We start from the raw sequence: 17,864 nt of genomic DNA, 5'->3' as shown, positions 1-17,864 counted from the left end.
TGGTCAACGCAGCTCCCTGTACGGGTTGGTCCGGACGTGACGCCGGTGAGGATGGAGGACCAGCACCAGGCCGACGACGCTCCACCCGCTGCTCCGCCACCGATGGTGCGCCTGGCGAAGAACGCGCCAGGAGGTCTCCTCAGATGATACGAGGACCAGGTCTCTGGTTGCTGCCGGAAACGGCCCCTCCGTCCGCCTGACGTCGGCGCGGAGTGCCGCAGCAACCGCGCGACCCTCCACGTCATTGTGGTCGGCCCCGACGAACTCGGCCGGCCCCGGTCGGAGCTGCTCGCGCGCCGACCACGGGTCCGCGCGGCCGGCGACCACCTGTACCTGCGGGAGGCCCAGTAGCGACCCACCGCAAGCGAGCCGACGCGTTCTGGTGCGTACGGGGAGGACATCCGCGAGAACGGCCAGGCAACAGGTGAGAAGCAGGCCCAGCATCGCGCCGGACACGACGAAAGTCTGCCGACGCTGGGGAAGTACCCCGGTCGCGACACCCGTCACCCGGCCCGACACTCCGGTGGTGAGCTCGGCGCTCCTGCTCTGCTCGAGTTGGTACAGCTGCGAGATGACCGCGGAGCGCTGGACCAGCGAGTAGCTGGAGCCGGGCACCCCCAGTCCGCCGATATCGTTGAGGGTGGTGATCTGACCGGCGGCGGTCCGGGCCTGCTGACGGAGGAGCGCCTCGGTAATCCGGCGGTCCCGCTCCAGCCTGCCGGTGAGATCGGCGAGCAGCACGGCTGCCGCGCGTCTACTCGCGGCCTCTGCCCGCGCGGCGTCGGGAGCGGCGTACCGGACGAGCAGGATCCGACTGTTCGGCTGCGCTGTGACCACCGGCCCTGTGACCGGGCGATGGCCGGTGGCGGCGGCGACGGCTCGGCTCACGGTCTGGCTGTGGACGTACTGGGCCTCGTTGTCCAGCGTCTGGTCGATGGTCGCACCGCCCGCCGCCGTGGTGTCCGGCAGATAGACCGAGGCGGTGGCGGTGTAGGTGGTGCCTCCCGCGAGGCCGAAAGCGACCAGACCGCCGAGCGCGCCGGTCACCATCACCGGTAAGACCAACCTGGCAGCAGGCCGTACGACCGGTCGGGAGGAGACCACATCCCCTCCGGCCAGCAAGCCCACCGCGGCCATGACCGCTACCACGGTCGGGATGCTCCAGTCGTAGACCGGACAGGTAGCCAAGAACGCCACCAGACTCAGCTGGGCCGCGCGGTCGGCTGCGGCTCGCTGTCGCCGGTGGCGCCACAGCACCGAGACGAAGAAGCCCACGAAGAGCAGTGCACCCACGAAACCGGTGGTGAACAGCACCGACCACAAGACGCCCTGGGTGCCGAACGAGGGCGGCAGGCAGGTCGGACAGGTCGTCGAGTTCCCGGCGGCGATCGAGTACGAGCCGCCGGCGGGTCGCCGGGTCGCTCCGGCTCCCACCACGGGCGAGCTGTGAACCAGGCCCTCGATCGAGGTGGCAGTGAGTCGCGCCCGTCCGGCGTTGCTGTTGTGCCCGTCCAGGCGGTCGGCGACGGCTGTCCCCAAGGGCGAGACGACGACCGCTACCAGTGCGACGGCGACGAGCGTCCCCGCTGCGAGCACGACACGGATGTTGAAGGATCGCCAGAACGTGCCCACCGCGAGTGCGGCCATCGCCATCAGCACGACCCACAGCGCTCGGTTCGAGGAGTAGACGACTGGGACCAGGCTCACGAGGAGCAGGACCGGGCCCGCCACCCGCCGCCACCCGGCGTCTCGCCGTAGCCAGGCGTGGACGAAGAAGGGGAGGAAGGCAGCGAAGTTCAGGCCCCACTCGTTCGCGTAAGGGAAGGGCGCGCTGGGCCGATAGGTGACCGCGCCCAGGTAGACGTGCCGATCTGCCAGCACCGGGTGGATCAGCGAGGTGAGGAACGCGTTGGCGGGCAGGACCGGTCCGAGCAGCACCTCGGTGAGCGAGCGCAGGGGCAGGGCCCCGGCGGCGCTGCCGGCGAGACCGCCGAGGACGATCGTCACGAACATGGGCGCGAGTGCCCGCGACACGCGGACGCGGTCGATGCGGCGCGAGAGATCGCTGACGTAGAGCAGAACAACACTGACCTCGGCGTAGCCGAGGCAGCGCAACCCCCACAGCAGGTAGCGGTTGTTGTTGTCGCCCGGTACCGAGTTCGGCACGAGCACCTGCAGGACGGCGATCCCCGCCAGGGACCACACGACGAAGAGCAGCCAGACGCCGAGGCCGCGAGGTCTCGCGAGCGTCCTGCGCTGAAGCATCCGCCAGGCCATCATTGCGCTGAAGATCAGGTAGGCGACCTGGACCACGCCCAGCGCCCACCACAGCGGGAATCCCACGAACAGGGCGGCGAGGGGCCACTCGGGGCGGTGCCGCGAGGCGCGCGCACGGCGCCGGACCCGGTCGATCGCGGCGGAGACGCCGGTCGGTCCCGGGGGGAGCAGCAGCCGCGGCTCGTGGCGGGACATCGTCGTGCCCGCCGCTTGCCGTAGACCCATCGCCACCTCCAGACCAGCCCTTACGCTATGCGTTCTGCGCAGGACCCATAGCCGAAATGAGCCGATTGGGGCCGTCGAAACGGAGGTCGGGATGAACGGTGCCGTCGTCGTGTGCCTGGCGTGGTTCGCCGTGGTCGTGGGGGCGGGAGCCGCCCTGACGGCTCGCGCCCCCGTCCTCGATCCCCCCGCTCGGGCTACTCGGGCGCGTCAGCGCACCGCGGTCGTCGTGAGTGCGGCGGTGGGTCAGTGGGGAGCGGCGATCACCGCGCTGATCGTGTACCTGGCCGGGGCCGCCGCTCTCGTCGTCGTGCTGTGGCCGCTGGGGGAGCTTGCCCACGCTCTGGAGCAGCTGGTCGACCGACCCGCGTTCGGCTGGTTCCAGGCGCGCCAGGTCGACGGCTGGTGGTCCACCTTGTGGCAGCACCTGACCAACATCGGCAAACCCCGCATCGCCCAGGGGGTCGACCTGGTCGCGGCCATCGGCTTTGCGCTCGTGTGGTGGCGCCGGGGTTGGTCCTGGTGGGTGCCACCGGCGCTGCTGTTCTCCGGGTACGTCTTGGAGAAGCACCTGCAGATTGTCCTGCAAGACGTCGTGCATCGTGGCCACCCGCCCACCACGCTGGGAACCTTCCCCTCCGGTGGCTGCGCGCGGGTCCTCATCGTCTACGGGCTGGTGCTCTACCTATTCACCGTCGCAACCGGCACGCGCGAGCGCCGGGCGTGGTTCGCCACCTGGTCGGTTCTCGCCGTGCTGGCCACCGTCCAGGCCTATGCGCGTACCTACAACCTCGAGCACTGGCTGACCGATGTCGTCGGGGGACTCGTCTTCGGTGTGCTCGGTCTGCTGCTGATGACCTCGGTCGCCCGTGTGCTCGGACCGGGGGCGAGGGTGTCGCCGCGTGAGACGGTGGTTCAGGAGCGCCAGCCCGGCTGACGGCCCAGCAGCTGCGCCAACTCTGCGTCGTGCGAGGCGTAGTGCTCGGTGAGACGTGCTCTCGCCTGAGGCGACATCGAGGTGCCGGGACGGGCGTTGTGCTGCTCGATGGACCCCGGCGACCATGCCTCGAGGCCCAGGAAACCCAGCAGGTCGGCCAGCTCGCGCTGCGGGTCGGCGAAGAACAGCTCGCTGTCCATCACGTGCAGTTGTTCTCGCGGGAAGTGGTCCAGCACCCGCCGTAGCTGCTCCGCGTACTGGCCGCGACGACGGTAGGCGTGGTGGCGATGGGGAATGGACTCGTAGTCGGGGTCGGCGAGGATGCGTTCCACCTCGCCCTCCAACCGACTGTCCTCCAGCTCCAGCGCCTCGTCGAAGGTGTCCGCCACGTCGAAGCCACGAGCGAACTCGTGCTTGTAGGCGGAGTAGGCACGCTCCACCGGGTCGCGGAGCATGGCCACCAGCTTGACGTCGGGCAGGTCGTTGGCCAGCCGCGGGATCGCCAGCGGGTGGAAGAGGTAGTAGGTGCAGGCCTCGAAGGCCACCGCGTCGCCGTGCCCGTACGCGCGTGCTCGAGCGGTTGCGGCCAACGAGAACTGCGATCGGTACCACGACATGCCGCGCGAGTAGTGCAGCGTGAAGTAGTCGGTGCCCTTCTCCACGGGGGGCCGCGCCAGCTGCGGGTGCTGCGACAGCACCTTGAAGATCGTCGTCGTGCCGCAGCGTTGCCCCCCGATGACCAGGAACGACGGCCTCATCCGCCAGCTGCTGGTCGCTCGGGCTGTGGACTTGAAGACGGTACGGACCGCCGGGCGCAACGGACGCGGTACGGCTGAGCGCAGTCGTTGACGGTTCCAGCGAGGATCATCAGTCATCGGCGCACCCTGGTCTAGACCCATTAGCTGGACATTTCAGATGTATCGCTCCGGCGCCCTCGCGTGGCCCTTCGCGGTGTCACAGTTCTCGCGCTGAAGATTAGTCGATGGCCGGGGGGCTGGACGTGCGCACGATGTTGAACAGAGTCACAGCTGCGCTGGTCGCGGTGGCCATCGCAATCCTCGGGGCGATCATTGCGCTGCCGGCTCCGCCGGCCGTGGCGCACCAGGCTTCCACCCCTGCTCCGCCCACGGAATCGAGCATGGTCAGCGCGGTCCCGTCCGCTGTCACGCCGCAGGTCGACGACGGCGCCGTGTGGAGCGCGGCCCAGGTCGGCGACGTCATGGTGATCGGCGGCAGCTTCACCTCCGTCGGCGGCACGGCCCGCTCGGGGATCGCGGCGTTCAACGCGACGACCGGGGCGATCTCGAGCACCTTCGCACCTGCGCTGAGCGGCGGGCAGGTCTATTCGGTGCTGCCCGGGCCCGACACCAGTTCGGTCTACGTCGCGGGCGACTTCACCAGCGTGAACGGCAAGGCGGTCAAGTACCTGACGCTGCTGAACGTCTCGACCGGTGCCATCGTGTCCTCGTTCACCGCGCCCACCTTCAACTACGGCGGCATCCGCGACATGGCGAAGGCGGGCAGCCGGTTGGTCGTGGGCGGGTTCTTCACCACCGCCAACGGGTCGACCCGTCAGGGCTTGGCCTCGATGAGTGCCTCGAGCGGTGCCCTGGACGGCTACGTGAGCGAGCAGCTGACCGGGCACCACAACGACACGGGCAGCGGTGCGCAGGGATACGTCGGTCCGTGGGCTCTCGACGTCTCGCCCGACGGCACCAGGCTCGTGGTCACGGGAAACTTCAAGTACGCCGACGGGTTGCTGCGCGACCAGCTCGTCATGATCGACCTCAACTCGACCTCGACCGCGGTCGACACCAGCTGGGCCACCACGCGGTACTCGCCGTACTGCTTCAACTGGGCCTTCGACGGCTACACACGGGGGATCACCTTCTCCCCGGACAGCTCCTACTTCGTCGTCAACGCGACCGGCGGTGGAGTCACCGGGAGCCTGTGCGATGCGACCTCACGGTTCGAGACGCGGGCCACCGGCGTCGACATCCAGCCGACGTGGGTCGACCAGACCGGTGGTGACACCGTCTGGGGAGTCACCGTCACCAACAACGCCGTCTACATCGGCGGCCACAACCGCTGGAACAACAACCCGCTGGGGTCGGACCAGGCGCAGCCCGGTGCCGTGCCGCGTCCGGGCCTGGCCGCACTGGATCCGGTGAGCGGCCGGCCCTACAGCTGGAACCCGGGACACAAGCCGCTCGGCAAGGCGGTCTACGCCCTCCTGGCCACCGACAAGGGCCTGTGGATGGCCTACGACAACAACTACATCGGCAACTACAAGTACCAGCGTCAGAAGATCGCCTTCTTCCCCTACTCCGGAGGCACGCAGCTGGCCTCGACGGCGACGGGCAAGCTTCCCGGCACTGTCTACCTGGGCAGGTACGCCTCGAACTCGCCGACCAACGTCCTCTACCGCGTGGACGCCGGCGGCCCGGCCATCACCTCCTCCGACGGTGGGCCCGATTGGGCCGCCGACTCCTCGGCCAGCCCGAGCCCGTACCTGAGCGGCCAGACCTCGACCGCCGACTGGAACCCGGTCACGTCCGTCAGCTCCACGGTGCCCGCCGGCACCCCGTCGGCGATCTTCGATCACGAGCGGTGGAGCGGCAGCGACAACCCGAAGATGGACTATCGCTTCCCCGTGGCCACAGGGACCCACGTCAAGGTCAGGCTTTACTTCGCGAACCGTTACACCGGGACCGGCAGCGCGGGCCAGCGCGTCTTCGACGTCGACATCAACGGCGCCCGGGTTCTCGACCACTACGACATCGCCGCTGACGTGGGCGACCAGACCGGCACCATGAAGGCCTTCGACGCCACGGCGACCGACGGCGTGGTCGACATCTCCTTCGCTCACGAGACCGAGAACCCGCTGGTCAACGGGATCGAGATCATCAACCAGGACGTCGCGGCACCCACGGACCCCACGGACTCGCTGACGTCGGTCTCCTTCGACGGGACAAGCGCCGGTACGCCGCAGCCGGTGAGCGGCACGAGCATCCCCTGGCGCAACACCCGCGGCGCCTTCACGGTCGGCAGCAAGCTCTTCTACGGCTCGACCGACGGGACTCTCTACGTCGCCCCGCTCAACGGCAGCTCGATCGGCTCGCCCACCGCGGTGAACCCGTACCACGACCCGGCGTGGGCCACGGTCGACTCTCAGGACGGCACGACCTTCGACGGCAACAACCCGACCTTCTACAGCCAGGTCGCCTCGGTGACCGGGATGTTCTACAGCGGCGGGCGGCTCTACTTCACCATGACCGGCGACTCGCGGTTGTACTCGGCCTGGTTCTCACCCGACAGCGGCATCGTCGACAACACCGAGCAGGTCGTCTCCAGCAGCGTCGACTTCACCAACGCCGGCGGGATGTTCCTCTCCGGCAACACCCTCTACTACGTGAACAAGCTCAACGGCGGGCTGTACCAGGTCTCCTTCGACGGCACCGCCGTCTCCGGAACGCCGGTCTTGGTGAACGGGCCCACCACCGGAGGGGTCGACTGGACCAACAAGTCCATGTTCTTCATCGCCTCCCCCGCGGCCAACAAGCCGCCGACGGCCTCGTTCACGACCTCGTGCAGCAACGGCGGGTGCGCGGTCGACGCGGCTGCCTCCAGCGACACGGACGGCTCGATCGCCTCTTACAGCTGGGACTTCGGCGACGGCGGTACTGCGAGCGGCGTCAACCCGTCGCACGCATACTCGGCAGCGGGCTCTTACGCGATCACGCTCACCGTGACCGACGACAAGGGAGCCTCGGCGTCCACGACGCGTCAGGTCACGGTGGCCTCGACCGCGCAGCAGGTCTCCTTCGTGGGCGCCTCCCACTCCGCGGCGGGATCGTCGACCACCAAGACCGCAGCGGTCCCCGCCGGCGCCAAGGTCGGCGACACCATACTGCTGACGCTGAACACCTCGAAGACGACCACCTGGAGCGGGCCTGGGTCGGGATGGACCCAGGTCGCCACGACCACCAACGTCTCGATCACCTCGACGCTGTGGCGCAAGCAGGTGGCGGCGGGCGATCTCGGTGGCACCGTGAGCTTCACCTCGTCGGCGGCAGCCAAGGCCAGCGTGGGTCTGCTGGACTACCGCGGGGTCTCGGCGTCGACGCCGATCCCCACCTCGGCGGTCAGCGGCGATGCCGGTGGCTTCAGCCACGTCACCCCCTCGATTACCGCACCGTCCGGGGCGACGGTGGTATCCCTGTGGGCCGACAAGTCCGCTGCAGTGTCGTCGTGGAGCGCACCGCAAGGGGTCACCCAGCGTGACGTGGCCTACGACTCCGGGAGCTCGGGTCGGTTCAGCCTGCTGGCGGCCGACAGCAATGGACCGGTCTCCCAAGGCGCCTACGGCACCTTGACGGCGACGACCGATGCCTCCAGTGACAAGGCGATCATGTGGACCATCGCGCTGAAGCCGGAGGCGGCAGCACAGAACGCCGCCCCAACGGCGTCGTACACCACCAGCTGCACCGCACTGAGCTGTACCTTCGACTCCTCGGCGTCCAGCGATTCCGACGGGACGATCACCGGGTGGTCGTGGGACTTCGGCGACGGGGGAACCAGCACGAGCGCCAAGCCGACCCACGCCTACTCCTCGGCTGCGACCTACGCGGTCAAGCTGACGGTCACCGACAATGGCGGAGCCACGGGCACGACCACCCAGCAGGTCACGGTGAGCAGCCCGTCGGCGCAGGCAGTGACCTACGTGGGCAGCGCCCACTCCGCGGCGGGTAGTACGACGTCCAAGTCCGTGACGGTCCCTGCGGCGGTCACGACTGGCGACACCATGCTGTTGGTCCTCACCAGCTCTGCAGGCGCGGGTTGGACGTCACCCCCCAGCGGCTGGACCCAGGTCTCCACCCTGACCAACAGCACCATCTCGTCGACGATGTGGCGCAAGACGGCCGGTAGCTCGGACGCAGGCTCCGCCGTCTCGGTGACCAAGTCGGCAGCCGGCAAGGCGGTGCTGTCCCTGGCGGTCTACCGCAATGCGTCGGGGAGCGCCCCCGTAGACGCCTTCGCGGTGATCGGCGACGCGGGCGGGACGTCGCACACCACGCCCACGGTCACCGCGGCTGCGGGGGATCGCATCGTGTCCTGGTGGACCGACAAGTCCACGGCCGTCGCGGCCTGGACGCCCCCCGCGGGTGTCACCTCGCGTGACAGCGCCTACGACACCGGCTCGTCGGGACGCTTCAGCATGCTGGTCGCCGACGCGGCGGCGGCTGGCGCCGGTACGGCTGGCGGCGTCACCGCCACGACGGACTCCGCGAGCGACAAGGCCATCATGTGGACGGTGGCGTTGAAACCTGCCTGATCCCGCTGCAGCGGCCGGCGCCGGTGGCCGTGTCGGACCTCGGCCGATCCGACACTTCGGTGACCCATGTGCCCAGTGGTGTCAGAGGGAAAAATGTCCATTCTGCTACCAAAAGCGGCTTTTATTCGCTTCACTACTAGGAGTACCGGATCCACTCGGGGTCCGGACGACCCTAGGGGTGGAGATGAGCGGCCTGAGGTTTCTCGACGGCGGCCGAGCGCGGGTGGCGACGCGGTTGAGCGCCATGACGACCGGAGCACTGCTGATGGGACTGTGCGCGATCACCGCGCAGGGCACCGCCGATCCCCAGCCCGCCCCGCGGCTCGCTGTCTCGAGCGCGCTCGCCGCGTCCTACGCGACGCCGAGTGAGCGCACGGCCTCCCGACACAGCTGCGGCTTGGGCCAGAAGCTGGTGCCGAAGTGCCACATCCTGCAGGGCGCGCTGGTGCAACCCGCCGATTATGCCGCCCCGCAGGACTCATTCCTGTCCTACGAGGCCATGGTGGGCGTCCACCAGAACGTGCTGCACTACTACCACCAGAACCAGGAGCTCTTCCCGACGCCGTGGGAGCTCGGGCTGGTTAACCAGCCCGGTTCCCACCGGATCTTGTTCGTCAGCTGGAAGCCCGAGGCCGGGTACAGCTGGGCCGACGTGGCGGCAGGTAAGGACGACGCCTACCTGGACCGCGAGGCGGCGTACCTCAAGGCGACCTTCCACAAGAAGTTCTTCCTGGCGTTGCACCACGAGCCCGAGGAGGAGGTCATCGAGACCCCTGGGTCGGGCTACACGGCGTCGGACTACTCCGCGATGTACCGTCACGTCGTCGATCGGTTGCGGGCCGCCGGGGTCGACAACGCCGTGATGGTGATGCAGTACATGGGTGCCCAGACCTACGCGGTCCGCCCGTGGTTCGGTGCGCTGTGGCCTGGTGACGACTACGTCGACTGGATCGGCTTCGACCCGTACCAGAAGCCGAACCAGAACGGCCAGAGCGGGGGCTTTCGGCGGCTGATGAACCTGCGCTGGGGCAACGCCTGGCCCGGTGAGTATCGCTGGGCCGTCCGGCACCACCCCGGTAAGCCGATCATGCTGGCCGAATGGGGCATCGCCGAGAAGCCCGGTGTCGCTTCGTGGAAGGGACGATTCTTCCGCAACGTCGTCCGCAACCTTCACCGCTACCCCGAGCTGAAGGCGATGGTCTACTTCAACCAGGACGTATCGCGGGTGCAGTCCTCACGAATCTCGCTGCGGGGCTTCAAGAAGCTGGCCCGCAACAAGGCGTTCCGCGTGAGGGTTCCCTGACCAGCTAAGCCGGTCCTGCTTCACATCAGGCGGTGAGGTGAAGCAGGAAGCACCCTCGGTCCGTGCCGGAGACCGCGGTCAGGCGCCACACCCCCGGGGTCAGCTTGACGTGCACCGGGTAGTAGGTCCACTGCGCTGCTTCCTCGTGCTGCCGGGTGGTGACGGTGGTGGTTTTCCCGCCTCCCGAGACCGGGGAGAAGGTCACTCTCGCCGACGTCAGCCGGGAGCTCGTCGGGATGACGTAGAAGAAAGACTCCGCGGCGTCGTAGGCGCTCCCTCCGTGGGCGAACAGCCTGCGCGCGGATACGAAGTCGCCCATCGCGAGGCGCCCCGAGCGCACCGTGGGGTTGGCGCCGACGTCGACGCAGGCCGGGGTCTTGGACCCCGGCAGGGCTGCGAGCACGGCCTTCTGCGATTTCGCGGACCCTCCGCGGGTGCCCGTGGAGTCGTCGTAGGACCCGGACGGGGGCGGGGTGTTGACTGGCGCGTCGGGGACCGGCGACGCGCCGGAGCCGGATCCAACCTCGTTCGCACCGGAGCCGTCGGCCGATCCGGAGCTCGATGGGCGTGAGGACCCGCTGCTAGTTGCAGCTCGGCCGTCCTCGTGACTACCGCAGCCGCTCATCGACACGACGATGAGCGCGGCGAGCGCCACCGCCCTCGTGCTGAGCACTGGCATGGGTCCCCCTCGCTCTCAGACGATCCCCATCCTAGGCTCGCCGTGGGCTACTTCGTCGGCGAATGTGCTGACCGGATGGTCCGCACCGCCGGATCCGGATGCGGTGAGGGCGGAGAATTGCGGCGCCTAGGGACAACTCCTGACACATCCGGTCACGTCGATGACTTCTGAGGTCCCAGAGGTGTCGCAGCGGGTGTCCGCCGGGTGACCGCGACACCGAGCAGCGCCAGCACGCCGCCCACGTAGGCGAACCACGGCGGGGTCTCGCCGAGGAAGACCAGGCTGAGCAGCACGGTGATCGGCGGCACCAGGTAGGTGCTGACGCCGAGGCTGCCGGCGTTCATGTGGCGCAGCGCGTAGGCGTACGTGGTGAAGGCGATGGCCGTCGGGAAGACGCCGAGGTAGGCCAGCCACCACACGTCGGAGGCTCCGGCGCGCGAGAGCTCGTGGAACAGCCGTCCGGCGAAGGGCAGGCACACCACGAGCCCGACCGTGCAGGCCACGAACGTCACCTGAAGCGCCGGGAGCGTGGCCACCAGCGGCTTCTGCAGCACCAGGCTGATGGAGTACACGACCGCGGAGAGCACGCACAGCAGCACCCCGACGGTGTCGTGGTCGGTGCCGCTGGAGGTCGAGAAGGCGATCAGCGCGACGCCGGCGAAGGCCAGCACGATGCCGGCTCCGAGGGCGGCGGTGGCGCGCTCGTGCAGGAACACCAGGGCGATCACGGCGATGAGGATGGGTGAGACCTGGATCAGCAGCGCGGCGGTGCCGGCGTCGACGCGGCGCTCACCGGCGTTGAGCGCGACGTTGTAGATCCCGAACCACAGCACGCCGATGGCCACCATGGCCAGCCACTGGCGCGGGGTCGCCGCACGCCAGGTGCGGGTCACCAGCGCGGTCAGGCCGAGCGCGAGCGAGCCGAAGAACAGCCGACCCAGCGAGAGCGGTCCGGGCGCGAAGACGTCGGCCAGGTGCCGGATGGCCACGAAGGCCGAGGCCCACAGCACCAGCGTCACCCCGACCGCGGCCAGTGGCAGCCAGGCCGGCGGTCGTGTGGCGGTGGTCGAACCCGAGGACGTCGTCGTCGCCATGCTCGGTAGACGCGCACCGGGCGGGCGACGTGAGGTCACAGGTCCAGCTTGTAGCCCAGTCCGCGCACGGTCACCAGATATTTGGGGTCGGCCGGGTCGGGCTCGAGCTTGGTCCGCAGCCGCTTGACGTGGACGTCGAGGGTCTTGGTGTCGCCGACGTAGTCCGAGCCCCACACGCGGTCGATGAGCTGACCGCGGGTCAGCACCCGGCCCGGGTTGCGCAGGAACATCTCCAGCAGCTCGAACTCCTTGAGCGGCAGCCGGGTGTTGTCGCCGTTGACGGTGACGACGTGGCGCTCGACGTCCATGCGCACCGGCCCCGCCTCCAGCGTCGTCGGCGCCAGGTCCGGCTCCACCCCGCGACGCAGCACGGCGCGGATGCGGGCCACCAGCTCACGGGGGGAGTACGGCTTGGTGACGTAGTCGTCGGCCCCCAGCTCGAGCCCGACCACCTTGTCGACCTCGTCGTCCTTGGCGCTGACCATGATGACCGGCACGTTGGAGCTCTGCCGGATCTGGCGGCACACCTCCGTGCCCGGGATCCCCGGCAGCATCAGGTCGAGCAGCACCAGGTCGGCCCCGGACCGGTCGAACTCGGTGAGGGCGTCGGTGCCGGTCTTGGCCACCGCCACCTCGAAGCCCTCCTTGCGCAGCATGTAGGACAAGGCGTCGGAGTAGCTCTCCTCGTCCTCGACCACCAGCACCCGGGTCACGGGCGTCCCTCCTTCTGAGCCGGCGCCGCGGTCGCGGGCACCAGGTCCTGCCTGGCACGGGGGAGCGTCAGGGTGAACGTCGACCCCTGCCCCTCCACCGACCACACCCGCACCTCGCCACCGTGGGAGGCGACGATGTGCTTGACGATCGAGAGTCCGAGCCCGGTGCCGCCGGTGGAGCGGTGGCGTGCCGGGTCGACGCGGTAGAAGCGCTCGAAGATGCGCTCGATCTCCTGTTCGGGGATGCCGATGCCCTGGTCGGTGACGGCGATGCTGACGCTGTCCTCGCTCTCGGCGCGCGTCGTGATGAGCACCGTCGAGCCGTCGGGGGAGTAGCTGACGGCGTTCGAGACCAGGTTGCCGATGGCCAGGCTCAGCTGCTCCTTGTTGCCCAGCAGCGCGAGGTGCTCGTCGCCGTCGTGGGTGACCTTGATCTGCTTGGCCGCGGCGTCGGTGGAGTTCTCGTCGACGACGCGCTCGACGATGCGGTCCAGCCACACGCTGCCCAGCTCCTCCAGCGGGTCGTCGTCCTGCAACCGGGAGAGCTCGATGATCTGCTGCACGAGCCGCCCCAGCCGCTGGCTCTCCACGCCCATGCGCGCCGCGAAGCGCTGGACGGCCTCGGGGTCGTCGGCGGCGTCGGTGACGGCCTCGGCGAGCAGCCGGATGGCGCCGACCGGGGTCTTCAGCTCGTGGCTGACGTTGGCCACGAAGTCGCGACGGATGGCCTCGACCTGCCGTTCGCGGGTGCGATCCTCGAGGAGCACCAGCACCAGCCGCGCGCCCAGCGGCGCCACGCGGGCGGCCACGTGGCGCGCCCGCTCGCCGCGGCTGCGCGAGCGCAGCAGCTCGGTCTCGCGGATCTGCCCGTCGCGACGGACCTGACGCACCAGCGAGAGCAGCTCGTCGTCGCTGAGCCGGGTGCCGCTCATGACCCCCATCGTCTGCGCGGCGGCGGTCGAGGTAAGCACGACGTCGTCGGCCCCGACGACCAGCGCGCTGCTGCGCAGCACCGAGAGCACGGTCGCGACGCCGGCCGGAGGAACGGTCTCGTCGGGCTCCTCGACGACGCGGTGCTGCTGCATCTCGCTCACCCGCCAGGCGAGCACGGCGGCACCACCCAGCACGGCTCCGAGCACGCCGAACAGGAGGGCCTGCGTCGTCGCGGAGTCCACGTATCCGATGGTACGGCCGCTCTCACCTGCAGTTTCCATTGCGGGCGTCCGGTTGGGCACGTGTTCACTGCCCGTTCACGCTTCGCCCCCGACCCTTCACCTGGTGGGCCTAAGGTCGGGGACATGCGTGATGCGTACGCCGACCAACTCGACGGAATTCGTCAGGACCTGGTCACCATGTCCCGCCTGGTCCGCACGGCAGTCTCCCAGGCCACCGAGTCGCTGCTCAACGGCGACGCCAACCGCGCCGAGCAGGTCATCAGCAGCGACGCGGAGATCGACCGCAAGCGCGAGGAGATCGAGGAGCGGAGCTTCGAGCTGCTCTCGCTGCAGAACCCCGTCGCCGGCGACCTGCGCATGCTGATCGCCGCGCTGCGGATGGTCTCGGAGTTCGAGCGGATGGGCGACCTGTCGGTGCACGTGGCCAAGATCGCCCGGCTCCGCGTCCCCGAGATCGCCGTGCCCGAGGAGCTCGAGCCCACCATCTCGCGCATGGCCGCCATCGCCGAGGTCATGGTCGGCAAGGTCGAGGTCATCATCGCCGAGCGCGACGCCGACGGCGCCCGCCAGCTCGAGGAGGCCGACGAGGAGATGGACAAGCTGCGCCGCTCCTCCTTCCGCGACCTCCTCGACTCCGACTGGAAGCACGGCGTCGAGGCGGCCGTCGACATCGCCCTCCTGGGCCGCTACTACGAGCGCATCGCCGACCACGCCGTCTCCATCGCCCGCCGGGTCGCGTTCCTGGTGACCGGGGACATGCCGTCGCCGTCGGACGCCTGAGGGGCCGGTGCGCGGGCCAAAGCCGTGCACTTGCGTGGACCTGCGAGCTGAACGGCGAAATGTCCCGCTCATAACTTCGCAAGTGCGGGACTTTGGCGTTGTCCACAGGTGTCGAAGACGCTCGTGCGCAGTGCCCGTCCCGGGGGCACGCTCGTGGCATGTCGAATTCGGGGCGCTCTGAACCATTGCCGGTCCTTGCCGGCGACCTGGTTGATCTTGGTCTGAGTCGTGGTGCGCTGCGGGGGCACGGCTGGCAGCGCATCTACTGGGGCGTCCATGTGGTCGCCGACGTCGAGCTCGACGTCAAGGTGAGAGCCCAAGCCGGACTCCTGCTGCACCCGGTCGCCGATGCGCATCTGAGCCACTCGACCGTTGCGCAGCTGTTGGGAATCCCAGTGCCGGTCGACGACGAGATCCACGTGACGGTTCACGCTCGTCGAGACCGCCACTATCGGGCGGGGCTGCGTCCGCACTTCCGAGCTGCGCCGAGCGATTGCGCCCAGTTCCGAGGGATGCCGATCAGCGCGGCCTTGCAGCTCTTTGTCGAGCTCGCGGCGACGCTGCCGCTTGTGGACACAGTGGTGGCCGGAGACCACATGGTGCGCCACGGGTTCTTCACTCGAGACGAGCTCGTGGACTATTGCGCGCGGCTGCGCGGCAAGCACGTCCGCAAGTCGAGACGCGCGGCCGCGTTGGTGCGTGCTGAGGTCGACTCTCCGATGGAGACCCGACTACGGCTGCTCCTCGTGTTCGCGGGCCTTCCCGAGCCGGAGGTGAACTTTCGAATCGTTGGCGCCACCGGGCGGCTGAGGCGTCGCCTCGACCTGTCCTATCCGCGGATCCGGCTCATCGTTGAATACGACGGACGTCATCACATCGAGCGGGTCGGCCAATGGGAGTCCGATCTCGACCGGCGTGAGGAGCTCGACGAGGGCGGGTGGCGCATCATCGTCGTCACGAGTGCCGGCATCTTCCACGACCCGCTACGAACGATCGAGCGGGTGCGTAGGGCGCTGGTGCAGCGAGGCGTGAGGGTCTCGCCGATCAACGAGGGGTGGCGGGCTCACTTCCCGGTCGCCTAGAACGCCAAAGTCGTGCACTTGCAGCGTTGTGCGTGGGACAAATCGCCGTTCAGCGCGTAGGTCTGTGCAAGTGCGCGGTTTTGGTGAGGCGCAAACCCTTACCGCCCCTGGTTGGCCACCGCAGCAGCGGCCTCGGCGGCGGCGTCGGGGTCGAGGTACCGGCCGCCCGGGACAGTGGGAGAGAGGTCGTCGTCGAGCTCGTAGACCAGGGGCATGCCGGTGGGGATGTTGAGGCCCGCGATGTCGTGGTCGCTGATGTGGTCGAGGTGCTTGACCACCGCCCGCAGGCTGTTGCCGTGGGCGGCCACGAGGACGACCCGGCCGGCCTGCAGGTCCGGCACGATCGCCGACTCCCAGTAGGGGAGCATGCGGGCGATCACGTCCTTGAGGCACTCCGAGCGGGGCATGTCCTCCCCGAGGTCGGCGTAGCGGGGGTCGCCGGCCTGGGAGAACTCGTCGTCGTCCTCGAGCGGGGGCGGGGGCACGTCGAAGGACCGGCGCCAGAGCATGAACTGCTCCTCGCCGTAGGTCTCCAGCGTCTGCTTCTTGTCCTTGCCCTGCAGGGCTCCGTAGTGACGCTCGTTGAGGCGCCAGGAGCGGCGCACCGGGATCCAGTGCCGGTCGGCCTCGTCGAGGGCGATGTTGGCGGTGGTGATCGCGCGCCGCAGCAGCGAGGTGTGGACGACGTCGGGCAGCAGGCCCGCCTCGACCAGCTGCCGGCCGCCGCGGACGGCCTCGCCGCGGCCGGTCTCGCTCAGCGCGACGTCGACCCAGCCGGTGAACAGGTTCTTGGCGTTCCACTCGCTCTCGCCGTGGCGCAGCAGGATCAGCGTGTGCGTCACTGGCCGAACGCTCCCTGCGAGCCCTTGGTGGCGACGTCGTTGGGCGTGAGCGTGGAGGCGGCGCCGTAGCCCTGGTAGGGACCGGTGGCGGTGACGACCGGGACGCTGATGGTGACCGGCTCGGCCCGTTCGAAGGTGAGTTGGAAGGTGACGAAGTTGCTCTTCACCGCGTCGATCTTGGAGCCCGTGACGGTGATCGGGGTCGCCTTGGCCAGGTTCACGTCGCCCGTGGCGGTGATCGAGATGTCACCGCTCAGCGTCGCCTCGGTCGACCCGGAGCTCTGGATGCCGGTCAGCTTGTCGCTGTGGCTCTGCGACTCGTTGGAGAGCGTCGCGATGAAGCGGCCGCGCCCCGGGGTGGAGGACACCACGACCGCGCCGAGGACGTCGACCTGGCTGTCGCGCGCGTTGCTGCCGACGGCCGGCTGGTACACGGCGTCGGTCTGGGCGTTGAACCCGCACGCGCCCACCAGCGGCACCGCCAGCAGCAGCGAGAGGCGGGCCAGCACCCGTCGCGAAGAGATCTGCACGAGGCCTGTCCTCCTGGTCGCACTGCGTCGTCTGCGCCACCCACGGTGGCTCGCCGCCAGCCTAGGACACCGCCGCCGTCGTCACTGCCGCAGGCCGACGGCGAACGCCGCCAGCACCAGTGCCACCGCGCACAGCCCGGTCCAGATCGTGGCCGCCACCAGCAGCCGCGACGCCCCGGTGCGCAGCGCGATGCGCAGCGGCAGGTGCCGCATCCCGTTGCGGTTGTCGGCCACCAGGTGCGGCAGCGCCAGCAGCAGGTGCACCCCGACGCCGAGCGCCGCGGCCAGCACGGTCATCGTCCAGGTGGGCGGGGAGCCGTGGACGCCTAGCCCCCAGCCACCGTAGGCCAGGTACGCCGGCAGCAGCGCGAAGCCCGCCGCCCACGGCAGCCACGACAGCCACGACCGGCGCAGCGGGGTCAGCGAGAGCAGGCCGGCGAGGAGGTAGCCGAGCAGGGCCACGGCCGCCGCCGTCCCGTTCTCCAGCGCCAGCGGCACGGCCATGACCATCAGGCAGACGCCGAGGAACGAGGCGTTGCCGGGCGGCAGGTGGCCCTCGGCGACCGGCTTGCCGGCGACTCCTGCCGCCCGGTCGCGCTCGGCGTCGGCGGCGTCGTTGAGCAGCCCCAGCGCGGCCTGGACCACCAAGATCGCAGCGCCGGCGACGAGCGTCTCGCGCAGCGGGCGCCCCGAGACGTAGGCCGCCGCAGCCACGGCCACCCCCATCAGCAGGGCCTGCAGCGGGTGGCAGGCACCGACCGCTCCGGCCAGCTGCTCGGGCACCTCCGAGCGTGCTCGCGCGCTCGCGAGCGGCTCCTTCGTCGACGTCTCCTCGGTCCCCATGACGACCGCCTCCCTCTCCCGCACGCAGTATCCGCCGACGCCGCCGGATGCA

At 69.5% G+C, this 17,864-nt stretch carries 14 protein-coding genes; 5 read left to right on the top strand and 9 right to left on the bottom strand.

What is annotated here, in order from left to right; translation table 11 throughout:
- Positions 1–3: 3 nt before the first annotated feature.
- A complete protein-coding gene (locus tag D9V37_RS15730) occupies positions 4–2,313 on the bottom strand; it encodes a hypothetical protein (RefSeq protein ID WP_147455968.1) in 2,310 nt (769 codons plus the stop codon).
- A gap of 280 nt (positions 2,314–2,593) precedes the next feature.
- On the opposite strand from D9V37_RS15730, the gene D9V37_RS15725 reads away from it, so the two are divergent.
- Entirely contained in the window at positions 2,594–3,436 is an 843-nt protein-coding gene (locus D9V37_RS15725; protein ID WP_121807117.1) for a phosphatase PAP2 family protein, read from the top strand.
- On the opposite strand, the gene D9V37_RS15720 is transcribed toward D9V37_RS15725, so the two are convergent.
- Positions 3,415–4,194: a sulfotransferase family protein gene (locus D9V37_RS15720; RefSeq protein WP_232524956.1), complete on the bottom strand. Its 780-nt coding sequence runs from the start codon at positions 4,192–4,194 to the stop codon at positions 3,415–3,417. The two genes, D9V37_RS15725 and D9V37_RS15720, sit on opposite strands and share 22 nt — an antisense overlap.
- 380 nt (positions 4,195–4,574) lie before the next feature.
- On the opposite strand from D9V37_RS15720, the gene D9V37_RS20920 reads away from it, so the two are divergent.
- Both D9V37_RS20920 and D9V37_RS15710 read left to right on the top strand, forming a co-directional pair.
- Positions 4,575–8,771, top strand: a complete 4,197-nt coding sequence (locus D9V37_RS20920) for a PKD domain-containing protein (protein WP_158604491.1) — start codon at positions 4,575–4,577, stop codon at positions 8,769–8,771.
- 184 nt (positions 8,772–8,955) lie between these two features.
- On the top strand, positions 8,956–10,074 hold the full coding sequence (locus D9V37_RS15710) for a glycoside hydrolase family 26 protein (protein WP_147455967.1): 1,119 nt from the start codon (positions 8,956–8,958) through the stop codon (positions 10,072–10,074).
- A gap of 25 nt (positions 10,075–10,099) precedes the next feature.
- Here the strand turns inward: D9V37_RS15710 and D9V37_RS15705 are convergent, their stop codons facing one another.
- The 4 genes from D9V37_RS15705 to D9V37_RS15690 all read right to left on the bottom strand — a co-directional run bounded on the left by D9V37_RS15705 (position 10,100) and on the right by D9V37_RS15690 (position 13,735).
- Complete coding sequence (locus D9V37_RS15705) at positions 10,100–10,477, bottom strand: hypothetical protein (protein WP_147455966.1); 378 nt, start codon at positions 10,475–10,477, stop codon at positions 10,100–10,102.
- Positions 10,478–10,905: 428 nt separating this feature from the next.
- On the bottom strand, positions 10,906–11,847 hold the full coding sequence (locus D9V37_RS15700) for a DMT family transporter (RefSeq protein ID WP_121807112.1): 942 nt from the start codon (positions 11,845–11,847) through the stop codon (positions 10,906–10,908).
- 35 nt (positions 11,848–11,882) lie between these two features.
- Positions 11,883–12,560, bottom strand: a complete 678-nt coding sequence (locus tag D9V37_RS15695; RefSeq protein WP_121807111.1) for a response regulator transcription factor — start codon at positions 12,558–12,560, stop codon at positions 11,883–11,885.
- Positions 12,557–13,735, bottom strand: coding sequence for a sensor histidine kinase (locus D9V37_RS15690; protein ID WP_121807110.1), 1,179 nt, complete (start codon positions 13,733–13,735; stop codon positions 12,557–12,559). The genes D9V37_RS15695 and D9V37_RS15690 overlap by 4 nt, the downstream gene beginning before the upstream one ends.
- Positions 13,736–13,858: 123 nt before the next feature.
- Between D9V37_RS15690 and phoU the strand changes: the two genes are divergently transcribed.
- Both phoU and D9V37_RS15680 read left to right on the top strand, forming a co-directional pair.
- Positions 13,859–14,515: a phosphate signaling complex protein PhoU gene (gene phoU, locus D9V37_RS15685; protein ID WP_121807109.1), complete on the top strand. Its 657-nt coding sequence runs from the start codon at positions 13,859–13,861 to the stop codon at positions 14,513–14,515.
- A gap of 158 nt (positions 14,516–14,673) precedes the next feature.
- A complete protein-coding gene (locus D9V37_RS15680; protein ID WP_121807108.1) occupies positions 14,674–15,597 on the top strand; it encodes an endonuclease domain-containing protein in 924 nt (307 codons plus the stop codon).
- A 98-nt stretch (positions 15,598–15,695) separates the two neighbouring features.
- Here the strand turns inward: D9V37_RS15680 and D9V37_RS15675 are convergent, their stop codons facing one another.
- The 3 genes from D9V37_RS15675 to D9V37_RS15665 all read right to left on the bottom strand — a co-directional run bounded on the left by D9V37_RS15675 (position 15,696) and on the right by D9V37_RS15665 (position 17,812).
- The gene (locus tag D9V37_RS15675) at positions 15,696–16,439 is read right to left on the bottom strand and encodes a phosphoglyceromutase (RefSeq protein WP_121807107.1); all 744 of its coding nucleotides are present in this window, start codon (positions 16,437–16,439) and stop codon (positions 15,696–15,698) included.
- Complete coding sequence (locus D9V37_RS15670; protein ID WP_147455965.1) at positions 16,436–16,969, bottom strand: hypothetical protein; 534 nt, start codon at positions 16,967–16,969, stop codon at positions 16,436–16,438. The genes D9V37_RS15675 and D9V37_RS15670 overlap by 4 nt, the downstream gene beginning before the upstream one ends.
- Positions 16,970–17,050: 81 nt before the next feature.
- Positions 17,051–17,812, bottom strand: a complete 762-nt coding sequence (locus D9V37_RS15665; RefSeq protein WP_121807105.1) for a UbiA family prenyltransferase — start codon at positions 17,810–17,812, stop codon at positions 17,051–17,053.
- Positions 17,813–17,864 lie beyond the last annotated feature (52 nt).

The organism is Nocardioides mangrovicus (genome assembly GCF_003674065.1).
Classification (GTDB): domain Bacteria; phylum Actinomycetota; class Actinomycetes; order Propionibacteriales; family Nocardioidaceae; genus Marmoricola; species Marmoricola mangrovicus.
Note: the sequence above shows the minus strand (reverse complement) of the source record. Positions and strands in the feature narration are given on the sequence as shown.